The 17,638-nt window shown below is 61.2% G+C and carries 15 protein-coding genes; 6 read left to right on the top strand and 9 right to left on the bottom strand.

Annotation, left to right across the window (positions count from 1 at the left end):
- Window positions 1–33: 33 nt before the first annotated feature.
- The 5 genes from IG122_RS01950 to fliF are packed head-to-tail and all read right to left on the bottom strand — an operon-like array spanning window position 34 to window position 5,420.
- Window positions 34–1,506, bottom strand: a complete 1,473-nt coding sequence (locus IG122_RS01950; protein ID WP_193179921.1) for a sigma-54 interaction domain-containing protein — start codon at window positions 1,504–1,506, stop codon at window positions 34–36.
- A gap of 42 nt (window positions 1,507–1,548) precedes the next feature.
- Complete coding sequence (locus tag IG122_RS01955) at window positions 1,549–2,403, bottom strand: motility protein A (protein WP_193179923.1); 855 nt, start codon at window positions 2,401–2,403, stop codon at window positions 1,549–1,551.
- Between the two features lie 21 nt (window positions 2,404–2,424).
- On the bottom strand, window positions 2,425–2,799 hold the full coding sequence (gene fliN, locus IG122_RS01960; protein WP_193179925.1) for a flagellar motor switch protein FliN: 375 nt from the start codon (window positions 2,797–2,799) through the stop codon (window positions 2,425–2,427).
- Window positions 2,800–2,827: 28 nt separating this feature from the next.
- Window positions 2,828–3,688, bottom strand: a complete 861-nt coding sequence (locus tag IG122_RS01965) for a FliH/SctL family protein (protein ID WP_193179927.1) — start codon at window positions 3,686–3,688, stop codon at window positions 2,828–2,830.
- Window positions 3,689–3,734: 46 nt separating this feature from the next.
- Window positions 3,735–5,420: a flagellar basal-body MS-ring/collar protein FliF gene (gene fliF, locus IG122_RS01970; RefSeq protein WP_193179929.1), complete on the bottom strand. Its 1,686-nt coding sequence runs from the start codon at window positions 5,418–5,420 to the stop codon at window positions 3,735–3,737.
- A 267-nt stretch (window positions 5,421–5,687) separates the two neighbouring features.
- On the opposite strand from fliF, the gene IG122_RS01975 reads away from it, so the two are divergent.
- Window positions 5,688–7,283: a tetratricopeptide repeat protein gene (locus IG122_RS01975; protein ID WP_193179931.1), complete on the top strand. Its 1,596-nt coding sequence runs from the start codon at window positions 5,688–5,690 to the stop codon at window positions 7,281–7,283.
- Between the two features lie 9 nt (window positions 7,284–7,292).
- Here IG122_RS01975 and sciP read toward each other — a convergent pair whose 3' ends face one another.
- The 4 genes from sciP to IG122_RS01995 all read right to left on the bottom strand — a co-directional run bounded on the left by sciP (window position 7,293) and on the right by IG122_RS01995 (window position 12,074).
- A complete protein-coding gene (gene sciP / locus IG122_RS01980; protein ID WP_226893263.1) occupies window positions 7,293–7,577 on the bottom strand; it encodes a CtrA inhibitor SciP in 285 nt (94 codons plus the stop codon).
- A 192-nt stretch (window positions 7,578–7,769) separates the two neighbouring features.
- Window positions 7,770–9,074 (bottom strand): flagellar hook protein FlgE, encoded by a 1,305-nt coding sequence (gene flgE, locus IG122_RS01985; protein WP_193179935.1) that lies wholly within the window; start codon window positions 9,072–9,074, stop codon window positions 7,770–7,772.
- Between the two features lie 111 nt (window positions 9,075–9,185).
- Complete coding sequence (locus tag IG122_RS01990) at window positions 9,186–9,851, bottom strand: flagellar hook assembly protein FlgD (RefSeq protein WP_193179937.1); 666 nt, start codon at window positions 9,849–9,851, stop codon at window positions 9,186–9,188.
- A 12-nt stretch (window positions 9,852–9,863) separates the two neighbouring features.
- A complete protein-coding gene (locus IG122_RS01995; RefSeq protein WP_193179939.1) occupies window positions 9,864–12,074 on the bottom strand; it encodes a flagellar hook-length control protein FliK in 2,211 nt (736 codons plus the stop codon).
- A 447-nt stretch (window positions 12,075–12,521) separates the two neighbouring features.
- Between IG122_RS01995 and IG122_RS02000 the strand changes: the two genes are divergently transcribed.
- The 5 genes from IG122_RS02000 (at window position 12,522) to IG122_RS02020 (ending at window position 17,584) form a co-directional block, all read left to right on the top strand.
- Window positions 12,522–13,349: a flagellin gene (locus IG122_RS02000; protein WP_193179941.1), complete on the top strand. Its 828-nt coding sequence runs from the start codon at window positions 12,522–12,524 to the stop codon at window positions 13,347–13,349.
- Window positions 13,350–13,707: 358 nt separating this feature from the next.
- The gene (locus IG122_RS02005; protein ID WP_193179943.1) at window positions 13,708–14,535 is read left to right on the top strand and encodes a flagellin; all 828 of its coding nucleotides are present in this window, start codon (window positions 13,708–13,710) and stop codon (window positions 14,533–14,535) included.
- 216 nt (window positions 14,536–14,751) lie between these two features.
- Window positions 14,752–15,165, top strand: a complete 414-nt coding sequence (gene flbT, locus IG122_RS02010) for a flagellar biosynthesis repressor FlbT (RefSeq protein WP_193179945.1) — start codon at window positions 14,752–14,754, stop codon at window positions 15,163–15,165.
- A gap of 3 nt (window positions 15,166–15,168) precedes the next feature.
- Complete coding sequence (gene flaF, locus IG122_RS02015; RefSeq protein WP_193179947.1) at window positions 15,169–15,606, top strand: flagellar biosynthesis regulator FlaF; 438 nt, start codon at window positions 15,169–15,171, stop codon at window positions 15,604–15,606.
- Between the two features lie 22 nt (window positions 15,607–15,628).
- Window positions 15,629–17,584: a tetratricopeptide repeat protein gene (locus tag IG122_RS02020; protein WP_193179949.1), complete on the top strand. Its 1,956-nt coding sequence runs from the start codon at window positions 15,629–15,631 to the stop codon at window positions 17,582–17,584.
- Window positions 17,585–17,638 lie beyond the last annotated feature (54 nt).

The raw sequence follows: 17,638 nt of genomic DNA on the forward strand, positions 1-17,638 counted from the left end.
CGCGTTTCATGGTCGGGTCCGCTCCGGCGCCGTTCAGACCGTGGCCCGGTCCGCCTCGCCCGGCGGCGGGACGCTGACGCCCTCTTCGGAATAGGCCTTCAGCTTGTTGCGCAGGGTCCGGATCGAAATACCGAGAATATTGGCGGCATGGGTCCTGTTGCCGAGACAGTGCGTCAGGGTGTCGATGATGAGCTGGCGCTCCACGTCGGCGACCGTGCGGCCGACAAGATCGCCGCCCTGATCGGCCACGGAACCGGCCTCAGAGGACGGTTGCGCGGGGGCCGGAGCCGGTTCTGGTTCGTCGTCGAAAGAATCAGGTTGGAAGGCGCCCGGCGCCGGTGTCTCCGCCGGTCTCGGAGCCGGTGCGGCGGTCAGCGGCGGGGCTTCCGGGGCCGCGGGAGCCATCTGTTCGCCGGTCAGGATGATGGCCTCCGCGCCGATCTCGTCGCCCGAGGCGAGCAGGATGGCACGGTGCATGGTGTTCTCGAGTTCGCGCACGTTGCCGCGCCAGTGATGGCCCTGCAGGCGCTTGACCGCATCCTCGCTCATCGGACGGGGGGGCATGCCGTTCGCCTCGGCATATTTCTTCGCGAAATGCTCGGCGAGCAGCTTGATGTCGGCCGGACGCTGCCGCAGAGGCGGAAGCTGCAGGTTGAAGACATTGAGGCGGAAATAGAGATCCTCGCGGAAATTGCCATCGCGGACATGCCGCTCGAGATCACGGTTCGAAGTGGCGAGGAGGCGGATATCGACCTTTACCGGCTGGTTGCCGCCGACCCGGTCGATCTCGCGCTCCTGGATCGCGCGCAGCAGCTTTGCCTGTAGGCGGATGTCCATCTCGCTGATTTCGTCGAGCAGCAGGGTACCGCCGTTGGCTTCCTCGAACTTGCCGATGCGGCGCGCGACGGCGCCGGTGAAGGCACCTTTTTCGTGACCGAACAGTTCGGACTCAAGGAGATTGTCAGGGATCGCGGCACAGTTCACGGAAACGAACTGCTTGTCGGAGCGCTTGCTCTTCTCGTGCAGATAGCGCGCGAGCACTTCCTTACCGGTACCGGACTCGCCGGTGATCAGCACGCTGGCATCCGACGGCGCGATCTGGTCCGCGAGTTTGAGCACCGCCCCCATGATCGGGTCCTTGAAGATGACCGAGCTCTGCTCCTCGGTGACCGCCTGCAGGACGGCGGCGATCAGTTCGGCGTTCGGGGGCAGGGGGATATATTCCTTGGCGCCCGCCTTGATCGCGGCGACGGCCGCGTCGGAATCGTTCTCCAGGCCGCAGGCGACGACGGGGGTATTGATCCGCTCCTGATTCATGGCACGCAACAGCTTCGCCACCGGCTGCGCGACGTCGATCATCACGAGATCCGCGCCCTGGCCGCTGCGCAAGGCATGCATGGCCCCGTCGACATTGTCGATGTGGCTTACCTTGGCGCCCTTCTTGAGGGCGATCTGACCGGCTGCGCTAATATGTCCGCCGAGTGTGCCGACGATCAGCAATCGCATCTGGCAATTCTCCCTTCGCACGGCGGAAACCGCCGCACCCATCTATCCGTAATAGTCGAGCCGCTGCGAGGGCGGCAGTTTGGTATTGAGGAGCCGCTCCAGGAGCCGCGGGTTTTCCTGCCGCGCGATCGACATGGCGCAGGCATGGTAGATTTCGCATTCGAGCAGTTCCGCTTCCGCATTCCGCTCCAGTTTCGCCGCGATCGGCGCAAGCACCATGTAGGCGAGGATGGCGCCGTAGAAGGTCGTCAGCAGAGCGACCGCCATGGCCGGTCCGATCGAGCTCGGATCGTTCAGGTTCCCGAGCAACTGGATCAGCCCGATAAGGGTACCGATCAGGCCCATGGAGGGCGCGACCTCGGCAGCGCGGCGCAAGACGCCCGCATAACGGTGTCTGAGGTCCTGCACGGCATCGATCTCCTGCGCCAGAACCTGGTCGATCTGGTGCGGCGTCGCTCCGTCGACGGTCATCGCAATGGCACGTTGCAGGAACGGCTCGCTCTCGATCACCGGAAGCACGTGGTCGAGCGCGAGGACGCCGTTGTCGCGGGCGATGGCAGCCAGATTGAGGCCGCGCTCGCCGGCGAGCCGGTGATCGTAGCGTTTCGGCAGGATCGTCGCGAGGACGGCGCCAAAGGCTCCCATAAGCTCGGTCAGGCTGAACGATACCAGCGTCACGGCGAAGGTTCCGATCAGGACGATGAGCACCGACGGAAGATTGTAGAAGGAGCTTACCGAACCACCGAGCACAAGAGCCGTGCCGACCAGGCCGAAGGCGACGGAGAGGCCGAAAATCAGCGCGATATCGATCGTCCGTCCGCTTTCCGGCACATCGAACGTGCGGGCGCGTGCCGGGCGCGCGCGGGCGCCATCTTCTACAGTCGCGCGATCAGCCATCGAACTTGTCCGCTCTCAAGGTCAGCCGGTCCTGTCGGACTTGATGATTTCCGTCATCGTCACGCCGAGGCGCTCGTCGACGATCACGACCTCGCCGCGGGCGACGAGCCGGTTGTTCACGTAGATATCGATCGCTTCGCCGACCTTGCGGTCGAGCTCGACGACGGCGCCGCGACCGAGCTTCAGGAGCTGGCTGACCTGCATGCTGGATTTGCCCAGCACGGCGGAAACCTGGACCGGGATGTCGTAGACGGCTTCGAGTTCACGGGCACTGATGCGCTCGGGGGCATCGGAAGCGACCACTTCCTCGGGTTCTTCGGCGGCCTGCTGCTCCATCGCAGCGGCCATATCCATGTCGTCGAGATCTTCGAAATCGACATCGCTTTCGTCGGACATTCAGCTCTCCTCTGGCGGCAATGCTGCGCTAGCTTTGGCTTTCCCTCACGTCAGCTTCGTCCGGATGGACGGCGTCGTCCATCTCCGGTTCCACGTCGCTCGCAAGGGGCTCGGTTTCGGGGGCCGGATCGGCTTCGGTCGGTTCGTCTTCGGTCTCGGCTTCAAGCGCGACTCCGGGGGCATCCGGTTCTTCCGACGGCGGAATGTCGGAGCCGATCCCCGAGCGTGCGGGCAGGGCGGAGATCGTGCGCTCCACCATCTCGTCGATCTCGTGCCAGGTTTCGTCCAGCGAACGTTCGACCGCACCGGCCGCCCAGGAGACACGGCAGTCGGTCGCCACGAGTTCCGGGTCGCCGACCAGAACGACTTCCCCCTCGTAGCCGACGCGAGAGGCCATCAGCTGCACTTTGCTCCGCAACGGTTCTTCGATTTCCGTCGCAACGCGAATCATGACCTTCGGCTGCTCGGTCAGGAACTGGAAGGCCTGATTGATGACATGTTCTATCTGCGGCAGCTCGGTTCCGCGGACCAGTTCAGGGGCGAGCTTGCGCATGATGGTGGCGGAGAGCCGGACCGCGTCGCGCTGCATCTCGTTTGTCCATTTGCGATGCGCGTCCTTCAGCTTGCCGACCTGGGCAAGCACCCCTTCCAGGGCAACGGCGACCTGCTGCTCGATGCCCGACATCGCCGCCGACATGCCTTCCTGGCGGCCGAGCTGGTAGGAAGCCTCCTTGGCGTCGTCGACTTCTTCCTGGGTATATGTCGGAGGGGCATTGATCGCCGCTTCCTCTTCCGCGAGGCGCGCGGCTTCGGCGGCGCGGCGGAGCTTTTGCTGATACTCCTCGTCGAAAATATCATCGAACAGGAAGCGTGATTTCTGCTTCTCCATGTGCGTCAGCCCGTCATTCCCGTTCCGCCCATGCCCTCACGCCCAATCAGCCGCCGCCGGTATTGCCGGCTTCCTGATACATCCAGTTGCGGATGATCGCCACGGCCTCTTCCGGATGTTTCTCGACGATTTCACCGATCTTCTTCAGCGAGGAGGCGCGGACGCGTCCCTCGACCTGGTTGATGTCGATCATCTGGTCGAGAAGGCTTTCCTCCTCGTCGTCGCTTTCCAGCAACTCCGCCATGTCGGCGGTCGCGCCCGGGCCGGTCAATTGTGCGATCGCATCGGCCCCGCCGATCGCGCCAACGCCGCCGCTGGCGGCCAGCGTGGTCGGCATGGATTCGAAGAGGCGGGTGAGAACCGGGCGCACGACCAGCAGGATAACGAGCAGGCCGACCACGGCGAGGACCAGAACTTCGGCAAGCTGCAGGAACTCGTCCTTGGAGATGCCGAACAGGAGGGATCCGTCATCGAGGTCGAGCGGCTCGAGCTTGACGAATTGCATGTTGACGACTTCGACGGTGTCTCCGCGCGTGCCGTTGTAACCGACGGCGGAGCGCACGAGGGTCGCGATCTGCTCCAGTTCTTCCGGCGTGCGCGGCTGATAGACCTTGTCGCCTTCCTCGTTCTCGACATAGCGGCCATCGACCAGGACGGCGACCGACAGGTTCTGGATCTCGCCCGCTTCCTTGACGCGGTTGCGGACGGTCCGGCTGATCTCGAAGTTGACGGTTTCCTCGCTACGCGAGGATTCCGAAAGCGCGGAAAGATCTCCGGCACCGGCATTGGCCTGGGCTTCCGGCAGGTTGTTCTCGACCGAGACCGTGTCCTGCTTGTTCCGTTCCTGGGAGCTTTCGTTTTCTGAGATGGTCTGTGTCGAGCGGGCGACCTGGCTGTCCGGATCGTAGATTTCCGACTGTTCCGTGAACCGGTCGTAATCGATCTCCGCGCTGACTTCCGCGCGGACGCGGCCAAGACCGACGATGCGTTCGACCAGTTCCTCCACAGAGCCGCGCAGGCGGTTCTCGAAGGCGAGGCGCATTTCCTCGGAGCTCTGGCCCGGAAGCGCGCCGTCTTCCTCGGACGTGCCGCGCGCGAGGAGCTGGCCCCGGCTGTCGAGGATGGAAATGTTCTGCGGGTCCATTTCCGGAACCGCTGCGGCCACGAGGTGCTGGATCGCGAGGACCTGTTCGCGGCCGAGGCGGCCGGCGCCCTGGACCTGGAGAACGACGGAAGCGCTCGGCTTGCGGCGCTCGCGGCTGAACAGTTCGCGTTGCGGCAGCACGAGATGAACGCGCGCGCCGCGGACATTGTTCATCGCCCCGATGGTGCGGGCGAGCTCGCCTTCGAGGGCGCGCACCAGATTGACGTTCTGCACGAAGTTGGTGGTGCCGAGACCGTCCGACTTGTCGAAGATCTCGTAGCCCATCGTGCCGCCGCCGGGGACGCCCTGTTCGGCGAGAGCCACCCGCAGTTTCAGCACTTCGTCGCCGGGCACGTAGACCTGTTGGCCGCCGGCCTTAAGCTCGTACTCGATGTTGCGGGATTCGAGTTCCTTGACGATCGCGCCGCTATCCGCCGGATCGAGGTCGCCATACAGCAGCGCCATCCCTCCGGTCGACAGACGCGAGGCAAGGAAGATGAAGAAGCCCAGCACGGCGACCGCTGTGCCGACCAGGGCGGCGATGCGGATGGGGCCGAGATTTCGAAGCAAGTCGACGAGAGGATTCATGGGTTAAGACCCTTGCTGTTGCGCGCAGCTGGTGCCCGGATGTTGCCCCGGGCGACTCTCACAATTAGATTGCATTTTAGACATATCTTATGAAAATTGAAAGAGTCCTCTCGGCAAAAAATGCCTAGTGACTATATCCGAGTGTGAATCGAAAGAGAACAATTAATTAGCGGCGATACTTGTGGTATTGGTTAAAGGAATGTTTCTGCGTTGATCCAACAAAGGGCCAATCTTAGAATCACCCACCGGGGTGACGGAGAAATTCTCATGGTGCGGCAATCGGCGACCCAAGGTCAGTCTGACAATGGCGTGAATCCGAAATCGGGAGAGCGTGCGGAGGCAGGGTCATTTCAGGGGATGTTGGATGTCTCCCGGACACGGCACCGTAAGTTGAATAGTCAAGCCGTAGAAATGCTCAATGCCTCCGAGTGGGAGAAAGCGCGGAAGATTTTCATGCAGGTCCTCGATGAGAACGAGGAGGACGCGACGGCTCTGCATGGTGTCGGCATTGTTGCCCGCAAGATGGGGCGTCTTGAGGTCGCCCGTGAGCTGATGCAGCGTGCGCTCAAATTTGAGCCTCGCAATCACATGATCATGAGCAATCTGGGTGTGGTCCAGGAGGATCTGAAAGATTACGAGGGGGCGCTCAAGAGTTTCCGCGCCGCTGCGCGCGCGGCGCCAAAAGTTCCAGAATACCATGTTAACCAAGCGAGCGTGCTCTCCAAGATGAACCGGCGATCTGAGGCATTGATCGCAAATCGCAAGGCATTCGAACTGGGTATCCGGAAAGCGGAACCGTTGACCAACTTGGGTGTCATGCTGGCCGACATCGGTGATTTCGCGCAGGCGGAAAAATATTTTCGCAAGGCGCTGGAGATCGATCCTGAAAACGCCCACGCCCACCATAACTTCGGTACGGTCCTGCTGCGGCAAGGTCGCTGGGATGAAGCTTGGTTCCACTCGGAATGGCGAATGGCCGGATCGACGTTTTTGCCGGAGAGCAAAGCTAAGCGTGCCTTTGCTCAACCGCTTTGGAATGGCAACCCATTTCATGGCGCCCGTCTGTTTCTCTATGCGGAGCAGGGGATTGGGGATGAGATCCGTTTTGCGAGCATGATTCCAGAGGCTATCGCGCGTGGCGGAGAGGTCGTGGTCGAGTGCGAACGCCGGCTCGTCACGCTGTTTCAACGCTCCTTTCCAGAGACCAGAGTCGTTCCGGCAAATTATTGGCCTGCCGAGCGAGGGGTCGAACCTTTCGATATCGTTTTGCCGTTCGGATCGCTCGGGCGCTTGTTCCGTACGAGCCAGGACGCGTTTCCGGAACATTCGGGCTATATCAAGCCGGATCTGGCACTTGTCGCGGAATTCAGAGATCGTCTCAAGGCCGCAGGACCGGGACCATATGTGGGGCTTTGCTGGCGAAGCGGCCTCTCCGGAGCGTATCGTAACGAGTATTACGCTGCGATCGAGGACATGGCGCCGATCCTGAAGGTCAAAGGTGTGACCTTCGTGAACCTGCAATATGACGCTACTGCTGACGAATTGGAGGCGGCGCATAATATTTCGGGAGTAGATCTCGTCCGTTGGGACGATGTCGATCTCAAGATGGATCTGGAAAAGGCCGCGGCCTTGACCAGTTGTATGGACTTGGTCGTCAGCCCGGCCACGTCGGTCTCCGTCATGGCCGGAGCGATTGGCATCGAGACGCTTGAATTCCGACCGTTTCCGGTTGCCGATACATATTTCCGCAAAGGCCGCTGCACCTGGTTCCCGAGCGTGCGCTACGTCGCGAAGCGGCAATCGGAGAAATGGAATAAGGTGCTTCGGAAGATTGCCGGGGAAGTCGCGGCTCTCCCTGACTAGAGGGCTCTCTCAGGCTCCTCCATGGCGCCGCGACGCGCGCCTGTAGTCCTGGATACGTGTGGCGCGAAGGGCGCGAGTCCCGTGGACCTTGATGAGTTCCCGCCAGTTCGAAAACTCCTCGTGGCTCAGGCTGTAGCGTTCGCAGGCCTGTTCTAGCGTGATGGTGCCGTCCTCGACGGCCCGAACGACTTGCGCTTTCCGGCTCACGACCCATCGTTTCGTGTTGGCTGGCGGAAGGCCGGCGAAGGCGGCACCGTCGGCGTCGGCTTCTGCGGGTTCGTGTTGCGCCGCCATTTTCTCAATGTTCTCGTCTGCGGACATCTCTTCAATGCATGCTGAAATGCTGATGAACCGAGAATAAGTGCTGCCTCCTAAGGAATAGTTAAAATGCGATCTTTCTCGCGAAGGAGACATTTGCGGTAAAAAAAAGCCCCGGCTGACGCCGGGGCAAAAAAACTGACGGTAGAAATCGGATGGAGGCGATGCCTACCGCTTGATGCGGATGATCTCGTCCAGCAATTCGTCGCCTGTGGTGATAATCCGGGTCGATGCCGAATAGGCGCGCTGGGTGATGATCAGATCGGTGAACTCTGTCGCGATATCGGTGGTGGAGTTCTCCAGCGAGCCGGACTGGATACGGCCGGTACCGCCGCTGGTCGGGGTGCTGAGAACGATGTCACCGGACGTTGAGGTCACGCGGTATGCGTTACCGTTCACCGAATCAAGCTGCGTTGCTGACGGTACGGTGCCGATCGGCAACCTGTAGATGTTCCGCGATTGTCCGTTGGCGAAGTTTGCCGAGACCAATCCATCTTCCGATATCGAGACTCCGATCAGCGCGGATGGCCCTGAACCATCTTGGTTCAATAGCGAGGTTTCGAATTCCCCGTCAAACTGCGACATTCCTGTTGGTTGTCCGTAAGTCCCCCAGTTGATCGTGATCGTCGCGTTTTCGACCGTCCGGCCGAAATCGGCGGCGTTAATCGTCAGGGTTTCCGTTGCTGCCTGGTTCGTAGTGCCGCTTGCGCCGGCAACTGCAAGCAGACTGCCGTCGGGGTTGAAGACCATTGTCTGCGTGGTACCGATGACGGTTGCGACCGCGCTGACGGTCCCCGGATTGCGGACCAGCTGGTAGGCATAGGTCCAGGTGTTGTCGGCTGCTGCCTTTGTCCAGGTTGTTTCGAGCAAATAGTCGAAGCCCTGCGAGTCATAAATCGTGATGTTCGTGACAGCCGTCGTGCCGGTCGAGGCTCCCGCCGGGAGGTTGGCGTTGATGGAGACATCATCTGTCGCGTTCGCGATCTGGCCGAACTGGGAAAGGTCGACCGTCTCGAGGCTGGTCAGCAGGTCGCGCGTGTCCTGGTTGACGATGTTGCCGGTCACGTCGGTTCGCCAGCCCTGAAGGTAGTAACCGGCGGTGTTCACCAGACGGCCGTTCTCGTCGGTGTTGAAGGCGCCGGCCCGGGTCAACAGATATTCGTCGTCGGACCCTGGATTGGACGCTTCGTTGACAACGAAGAAGCCATTACCGTCGACGGCAATGTCGGTGGTGCTGTTGGTCGCTTGCAGCAGGCCCTGGCGTTCCGGGTTCGTAAGCGGTTTCGCCTGCACGCCGCCCGGGGTGAAAGCCGTCGCGGTGGGGCTGCGGGTCACAAGCGTCTGGAAACGCGCGTTTGTTTCCTTGTAGCCGACCGTCTGCGAGTTGGCGATGTTGTCGGAAATAATACCGAACGCGGTAGCCTGAGCGCCGATCGACGCCACGCCCGCGAAAAGTCCGCCGGTAACACTCATGTCTAGTCCTCCATTCCAGTGGCCGGGACGTCAGTCTCGACCGTTTCTACCGATGGCGCCGGTCTGGCGCCGTGGCCGGGGGCATCGCTCTGGCCGCCCGGTCCTTCCGCCTTAGGTGGCGGAAACTCGCGTTACTTGATCCATCTTGACGATCACGTTGCCGACCAGAAGGCTCGGGCCTTCCTCGCCAGTGACCACGCCGGTCACGAGGCCGATGGATTCGATCTGGGTCTCGACCGTGTCGTTGTTCTTGTCGAGGGCGCCGACCCGTACGGAATAGGCTCCATTCGGTTGTTGCTCGCCGGCATTGTTCTTGCCGTCCCAGACGAATTCGTGGCGTGTATCGGGGGTTGTGTCGCCGTCGGTCGTGTAGACAAGCAGGCCGTCTTCGTTGAACACATTGATCGCAACGGAGTCCGCGTTCTCGTCGACCTTGTATCCCCAGGTCGCGCCTTCGTCGGTCAGCGTGGTCGTGTTGCCGTTGAAGATCACCTTCTGGTCGATATAGCCGACCGCTGCGGTGTTCGAGTTCGCGACCTGCGCGCTGACGAGCTTGCCGAGAGACTTGTTGGTCTCGATCTGCTGTTCGACGGAGGTGAACTGGACCAACTGGTTGGTCATCTCGTTCGAGTCCATCGGGCTCGTCGGATCCTGGTTCTGCAGCTGGGTCAGGAACAGCGTCAGGAACTGGTTCCGTTGTTCCTCAAGGCGCTCTTCGGTCGTCTGTTCGGTCGCCCAGATGCTTGCGTCGCCAGTGCTTGATACAGAGCTCACCATGTCCGTCGCCTCCTAGGCCACCATGTTCAGCGAACCGTCTTCGCCGACACCGTTCTGTTCAGTCCCTGCGGTGGCCGTCGCGAGCTGTTCTTCTTCAGCCGTCAGGTCGCCGCCCGCTTCAGAGTGGGAACCGTTCCCGGTTCCGGCATTCTGTTGTCCCTCGTTGGTGTTGCCGCCTCGCATCTGGAATTCGAGGCCTTCACCATCGGTCTTGAATCCTGCGTCTTGCAAAGCCTGTTCCAAATGACGGGCATCGCGCTGCAAAAGGTGCAAAGTTTCCGGTTTTTCGACCGTCACAATCCCCCGAACGCCGCCGTCAGAACCGAATTCGAGGCGAACCTCGACCTTGCCGAGTTCGGACGGATTGAGCTGGATCTTGATCTTGTCGAGGCCGCCCTCGGCAGCTTTGACCAGTTTCACCTTGACCTGCTCGGCGGGGCTGCTCGGCAAAGACTGCCGGGTCTCGGAAGCGGGCGCACTGCGCTCGGTTCCCGCTGTCCTGAGGCTGTCGCCGAAGCTGCTGCCGGTGCTCGTGGACGGGGCATCGGCGGTACGCGCCGTGCCGCCCGTGTTCGTACCGGGCTCGCTCAGGCTGCTCTGGCCCGTACCGCCCTGCGACCGGCCGCCCATTGTCATCTCCGTGGAACCGACCGGCATCTGGCCCGGCATGGGAGCCGGAGCGGCGCCGGTGTTCGGCGTCGTGGACTGGACGGTGTTGGCTGCAACGTTGATCGATGCCGCTGCCTGACCGGCATTGGCGGTGCTCTGAGCAGAGGCTTTCTCAACTGCCGAAGTCACCGCATTGCTCTGCGGGGCCGCGCCAAGAGCGTTGGAGCGCGGGACCCGGCTGTTCAAAGCCGTGACGGCGGCTATGGTCTCGCTCTGCGACGGGATGAAGCTCTGCTTCGATCGTCCGCTGTCGGCAGCCGTCCGGTTGTTGGCGATCAGCACCGAGGCATCCGACGAGACTTGCGGCTTTGTCGCGGCCGGATTCTCGATTTCGATCTTCGGCAAGTTCTGAGCGGCCGCATTGGCCGCAGCGGTTTGCTTACCCCGGGCGGCCTGCGGCGCCGCTGTCTTCATGTCCGAAGCGATCGTCTGCGGTCCGCTGGACTTGCCGTTCGTTGTGGCCGCGGCCACCGCTTGAGCCGCGCGTGCAGAAGCCTCGGAGGGGAGCTCCGCTGCCGGCTTCGCAGTGCCGTTCGCTGCTGAAGTTGCCGTCTGGACGCCCGGTTTTTGCGGCGGCCAAGGCACCGGAAGCGTGAAGGAGGTCTTGTCCTCTGCCCCGTTGGCAGCCGCCGGAGTCTGGGGCGGCGCCGCTTTCGGCTGCGTCAGCTTTTGAAGAGCAGCGAGCTTCGGATCGGCAATTGTGCGTACCGGCTCTGCAACCGCTTTGTCCGCGGGTTTATCGGCAGCTCCGTTCTTCGCCGCGGCATCTTGCGCGGCCGCCGCCGGCGCGGCTGCATTCTGGCTTTGAGCCTCGACCGGGGTTTGAGCCTGAGCCGGGGTGTTTGCGGCCTCACTTGCCTGAGGGATTGTGGTTTGCGCTTTTGCAGCCGTTTCGCCCGAAGCCGCTGCGGGAGCATCGGTCGCTGCACTCTTCTTAACTTCCGCGAGCTCTGCCGATCCGTCGGCAGGGGAGGTCTGCCCGGCGGCTTCCGCGGCTTCGCCGGTTTGCTGCGGGCCAGCCGCACCCTTGCCTGCCGCATTCGGCTCGGCCTGCGCCGGCTCGGCGTCATTGACGGTCGCGCTTGATTCTACGGTCGTAGGCGCCTTCGCATTCTCGCCGGTCTCGGGCGTTTCTGTCTTTGTTCGCGCTTCGGCGGCGGCCGTATCCTGTTCCGGAGGGCCCTGGACAGCATCGGCCTGCTTCGCGCGCGCTGGCTTCGCATCGGCGTCGTCCGTGTTCCGGGAGGCGCCGGACGCAGTGGTCTTGCCCGAATTCGCTTCGGCCTTTTTATTGTCGTCGGCTGGCCTTGCCTCCGAGCGATCGGTTTCGCGCGGTTGATCCTGGCGGGAGTCCGTCGCTTCTGTGCGCGTGCCGCGCTCGCGGTGTGCCGAGTCCGCAGGCCGGACTTCCGACGTATCCTTGCGTTCGTAATCTTCGAGCCTGAACTTGGGGCGATCCGCTTTCCGGGACGCAATCGGATCAAACGGCAACGCGCTGCTGCGCTTTCCGGTCACGCCAATTGCGTAGTCCTGCGTATTCGATACGGGAGACATGGCTTGTCCTCGCGCGTTATGTCGGTGTTTTAGGAAGCAAGGACCGGGCCAAGCCCAGCTCGGCGGAAATTGGCCGGTGAATGGCGGAAAATCGTCGGTTTCCGGAGCGCGATGAGGGGAGGGGGGAAAGATCTGCCATGCGGGGAGGAAATTTTTGCCCCGTCACTCGCCCTGGCATGGGCGATTACCGTAGGAGACCGGTCTGGCACGGATATTGAGAGCAGAGGAGGGGCCCGCATGGTGGCCGTCGATGCGGTGTCGGTGGCGCAATGGATATGGCCAAGAGACGCTAACTTATTGAAAAACAAATAATATACAATTTATCTACAATTTTAATTTTTTTATTGACAATGTTTATGGAGTTGTGGATGATGGCGGCGTGAGGAAGACCTCACTTTCAGCAAAACGCTGAATCATCATGAGCCCTTAGAAAGAGGACTTTATACCATGGCTATCCAAAACTCTGTTCTGACCAACCCGTCGTCCTTCGTTGCCCTTCGTACCCTGAACGGCATCAACCGCAGCCTCGACACCACGCAGAACCGTGTCTCCACGGGCCTGAAGGTCGCCGGCGCTCTCGACGACGCGTCCAACTTCGCCATCGCGCAGGGTATCCGGGCCGAACTGAAGGCTATCGATGCGGTTACCCAGGGTCTGAACAACGCCAAGGGTATCGGCAAGGTTGCGATCGCCGGTGTGACCGGAGTTTCCAACCTCCTGTCCGACATCCGCGGCAAGCTGACCGAACTGGCCAACGAAGGCATCACCACCGCGCAGCGTGACATTCTCGAGGCCGACTTCAACGAGTTGATCTCGCAGGCGGCGAACTTCATCGCCAACGCGTCGTTCAACGGTGTGAACCTGATCAATTCCGGCGCCACTTCCGTCAACACGCTGTCGAACCTGGCCGGTGGCCTGCTCACACTGACCTCTCAGAGCGCGGTCAACACGCAGGTCGGCACCATCGCGACGGCGACGCTTACCTCTGCGACCAACGCGCAGAGCGTGATCGCCAACCAGTTCTCCAACCTCGAGTCCGTCGTGAACACTGCTCTCGGCGCGCTTGGTGCGGAGGTCCGTGCCCTGAACCTGCAGACGACGTTCCTGGAAGAGATCCGGGATGCGACCGACGAAGGTCTCGGCAACATCGTCGATGCCGACCTGGCTCGCGAGTCTGCTCGCCTCACCTCCCTGCAGGTGCAGCAGCAGCTGTCGACCCAGACGCTCAGCATCGCCAACCAGCGCCCGCAGACCCTGCTTGGTCTGTTCGGCTAACGGTTACGGCAAAAACATTCTTGCGAAAGGGCGGCTTCGGCCGCCCTTTTTGCGCCGGGTGCGCGAGGAATTCGATCAGGCGGGCTGAATGGGGCGAGTTTTGTCACAATCCGGCGTGTTTTGTCACAATCCGGCGTGAAGCGGATTCATTACGAATTTCCAATGATTTCAGCGGATTAAATTTGGGCAACCGCAGGTTCGTATTTTCCGCCGTATTTCCTCTCTCACATTAAACTTTTCGCAACTATTTTCTGTGTTATTATGGCCTATCCGCTCAAAAGAGGCGGGTTTTGCTCTGGGGGCTTGCCCCTGAACTTGCGGGAAAAATTTCCGCAGTCCTTAGAAAGAGGAGGCCAAAATGGCTATTCAAAACTCTATCCTTACCAATCCCTCTGCATTCACGGCACTTCGTACCCTGAACTCCATCAACCGGGGTTTGGATACGACGCAGAATCGTGTCTCCACGGGCCTGAAGGTTTCCGGTGCTCTCGACAACGCCTCCAGCTTTGCCATCGCGCAGGGCATCCGGGCCGAGTTGAGCGGTATCGACGCGGTTTCGCAGGGCCTGAACAACGCGAAGGGTATCGGTAACGTCGCGATCGCCGGTGTGACCGGAGTTTCCAACCTCCTGTCCGACATCCGCGGCAAGCTCACCGAGCTGGCCAACGAAGGCATCACCACCGCGCAGCGTGACATTCTCGAGGCCGACTTCAACGAGTTGGTCTCGCAAGCGGCGAACTTCATCGCCAACGCGTCGTTCAACGGTGTGAACCTGATCGAGTCCGGTGCCGGTTCCGTCAACACGCTGTCGAACCTGGCCGGCGGCACTCTGTCCCTGACGGCGCAGAGCGCGGTTACCACGCAGGTTGGTACGATCGCGACGGCGACGCTCACCTCTGCAACCAACGCGCAGAGCGTGATCGCCAACCAGTTCGCCAACCTTGAGTCCGTCGTGAACACCGCGCTCGGTTCTCTCGGTGCGGAGGTTCGCGCGCTCAACCTGCAGACGCAGTTCCTGGAGCAGATCCGGGATGCGACCGAAGAAGGTCTCGGCAACATCGTCGACGCCGACCTGGCTCGCGAGTCTGCTCGCCTCACCTCCCTGCAGGTGCAGCAGCAGCTGTCGACCCAGACTCTCGGTATCGCGAACCAGCGTCCGCAGTCCCTCCTGGGTCTGTTCCGTTAATAGCGGATCATATCTTCAAGGAAATCGGGGGAAGAAATTCCCCCGATTTTTTTATCCGGCCTCTTTGGCCGGCCGGCTGGCGTGTAACTGGCTCTGTGCCGGGAGATTTCGAGGAAATCCCGACAAGTTGACGCGGTTTGTGATGAACCGCATTTTCGAATTCCTACATTTGATGTTATGAATGTGCACTCAGGCTGATTGTGCGGATTTCATCGAATGCCGTTAAAAATCAATGTGAAACCGGGAGAGAAATTCGTCGTCAACGGGGCTGTGATGGTCGCCGGCAAGAAAGGTGCGTCTCTGGTTCTTCAGAACGAGGCGACGATTCTGCTTGGTAAGGACATCATGCAGGAAGAGGATGCGAATACTCCTGCGAAGCGGATCTACTTTACCATTTTGTTAATGTATCTCGATCAAGATGAATCCGATCGATATCGCGGCGTGTTTTTGGAGCTTGTTGAGAGTTTTCTGGAGGCGACGACTTTCAAAGAAGTCCGTATGACACTTTTGAATATTGTCCAGGATGTGAACGAAAAGCGCTTTTACCGGGCCTTGAAAACCTGTAAGGCGCTGATGACCTACGAAGCTGAAATCCTCAAGATCGGCGCGCCTGAAGCGGTTGGGAGTTAATTGATGTCCGGCATCGATGCCTACAAGAAGACCATCAATCAGACCGCGACGTCACGCGATACTGAATATCGTCTGCTGGCGCAGGTCACTTCCGAATTGATCAAGGCGATCGATAACCAGAAAGGCGCCGAGGGCGATCCCAAGAAGATGTCGCAGGTCGCTTCCGCTCTGAACTGGAACAAACAGGTTTGGGACGTTTTCGTCGAGGATTGCGGGACCGCAGGCAATCAGCTGCCGAGAGAACTGCGGGCTGCCATCGTCAGCCTCGGGATCTGGGTGACGAAAGAGACGGCTCTCGCGCTTGAAGGCGATGGAGATATCGATTCCCTGGTCGCGGTCAATCGCGACATCATGAAGGGGCTGAAGCCGGATCAGGCCGCTCCGTCAGCCTCCGCTCCGCAACCGAGCGGCGCTGTCGGGTCGATTCTCGACAAGGCTTGAGCGCCGATGTGAGCCGGGCGGTGTGACGGACAATCCGCACAATCGGGAAGCGGAAAGCAAGGAAGCAGGCTTTTTTCGAGAGCTGCTTCAGGCGTCTCTGGCGGCGCATCGGAACAATCAATTCGACCGTGCGGAAAGCGGCTACCGCAAGATCCTCGCGCGCTATCCCGACCATGCCGCGACCCGGGACCTCTACGGCACATTACTCTATCAAACGAACCGGCTGGGGGCCGCGGCCGCCAATCTGGAGCGGGCCGTCGGCCTGGACCCTGGACAGGCACCCGCCTGGAACCATCTTGGGGCGGTGAGGCTTGCGCAGGGAAGGCCGGGTGACGCGCTCGACGCGTTTCGAAAGGCAACCGGCGCCGATCCTCAGAATCCCGAAGCCTGGCTGAACCGCTCACGACTCGCAGGGATGTGCAGCGACTATGCTGACGCCGTCTTGGCGGCAAGGGAAGCCGCCGACCGCCTTCCGGACCATCCGGCTACGCTCGCGAGGCTCGGCGCGGCGCTGCTCGCCGCCGGCAGATTCGAAGAAGCGATCGCCCCCCTTGAAGCGGCATCCGTGCGTGCGCCTTATGATGTCGAGCCTTACCTTCACTTGGCTATATGCCTGAAACAAACGGCCGAAGGACAGCGGTCGCAGGCTGCGCTTCGCAAGGCGATTCTGCTCGCGCCGGAGAGAGCTGCGCTCTATCCGCATCTGAGCGGAGAACCTGCCGGAAACCATTCGTCCGTTGATTTGATTTCCTGGTCGCGCAGAGCGGTTTGTCTCGCGCCGCGAGACAGCGGCCTTTGGGCGGCGCTGGCCGCCGCATGCGAAGCGAGAAAACTGGACGCACCTGCCGTGACCGCAGCGAAGCGGTCGCTCCTGCTGATTCCGGACGGACAGGCCGCACACCATTGCCTCGCTCTGCCGCTTTTTCGGCTCGAGCGATTTGCGGAAGCGGCGAAAGCCAGCCGGTATGCGCTGCTGCTCTACCCCGACATAGCAGAGCTGTATTTCGTTGCCGCCGCATGCGCGTTCGTTTTCGGGGATCCGGAGGCCGGGTGGCGCTATTACGAAGCCCGCGCGGGTTCGCGCATCGACAGCGCGCGCGTCGGATTGCCGCCGGCCTGGAACGGGAAATCGGTGCCGGACCATCTTCTTGTCGCGGCCGAGCAGGGGGTCGGCGACGAGTATATCTTTCTCAGCCGGCTCGGATGTCTTCGAGGTCGTGCGCGCGAGATCACGGTCGAATGCGATCCGCGGAACCGCCGCTTGTTCGAACGCAGTTTTCCCGATTTCCGGTTCATCGACAGACAGCTGAAAGGCAGGGAAGGAGGAGCGGCCTATTTCGACTATGGAACTGCAGTCGCGGAACATCGTTTCGACAACGCTATTCTGGCTGGCTCGCTTCTGGCCTGGTTTGTCCATGACACACGTCTGGCGGGCCCGGTGTCTTATCTCGTGCCGGACGCCGATGACGTCGAGGCCTGGCGGCGATATTTCCGGGCGCGCACGTCACTTCCCCTAATCGGACTCTGCTGGCGCGGAGGGACAACTTCCGTTGCCCGGGACCGGCTTTACTGTGACGCCATCACGATGGTCGAGGGACTGGGGCCACAGCGCGGCTATTATGTGAACCTGGTTTACAGCCTCCGCGACGGCGAACTGGAGCAAGCCCGTAACCGACTCGGCTGCGATATCCATGATCCGACGGGCATCGACCAGAAAAACGAACTGGACCGGCTTGCGGCGATGCTGTCGGCACTGGACGCTGTGGTTTCGGTCGACACAGCGGTTTGCCCCCTCGCGGCGGCGGTGGGGACGCCGACGCTGCGCCTTGGACGCGGCTTGCTCTATCTGAGTGACGGACACGATGCCGTTCTGGGATCTTGCTATCCGTTGGCCCCCCGGGCAGAGCCCTTCGATATGCGGGTCTGTCTAGAACGGGCAGCGCAGAAGCTTCGCGAGATCCTGACTTCCCCGAGTTAGCCGGAAAGAACATCCGGTCAAGCTTGGTATTTCCTGCCGGGTTTCCGACGGAGA

The organism is Nisaea sediminum (assembly GCF_014904705.1).
GTDB classification, from domain to species: domain Bacteria; phylum Pseudomonadota; class Alphaproteobacteria; order Thalassobaculales; family Thalassobaculaceae; genus Nisaea; species Nisaea sediminum.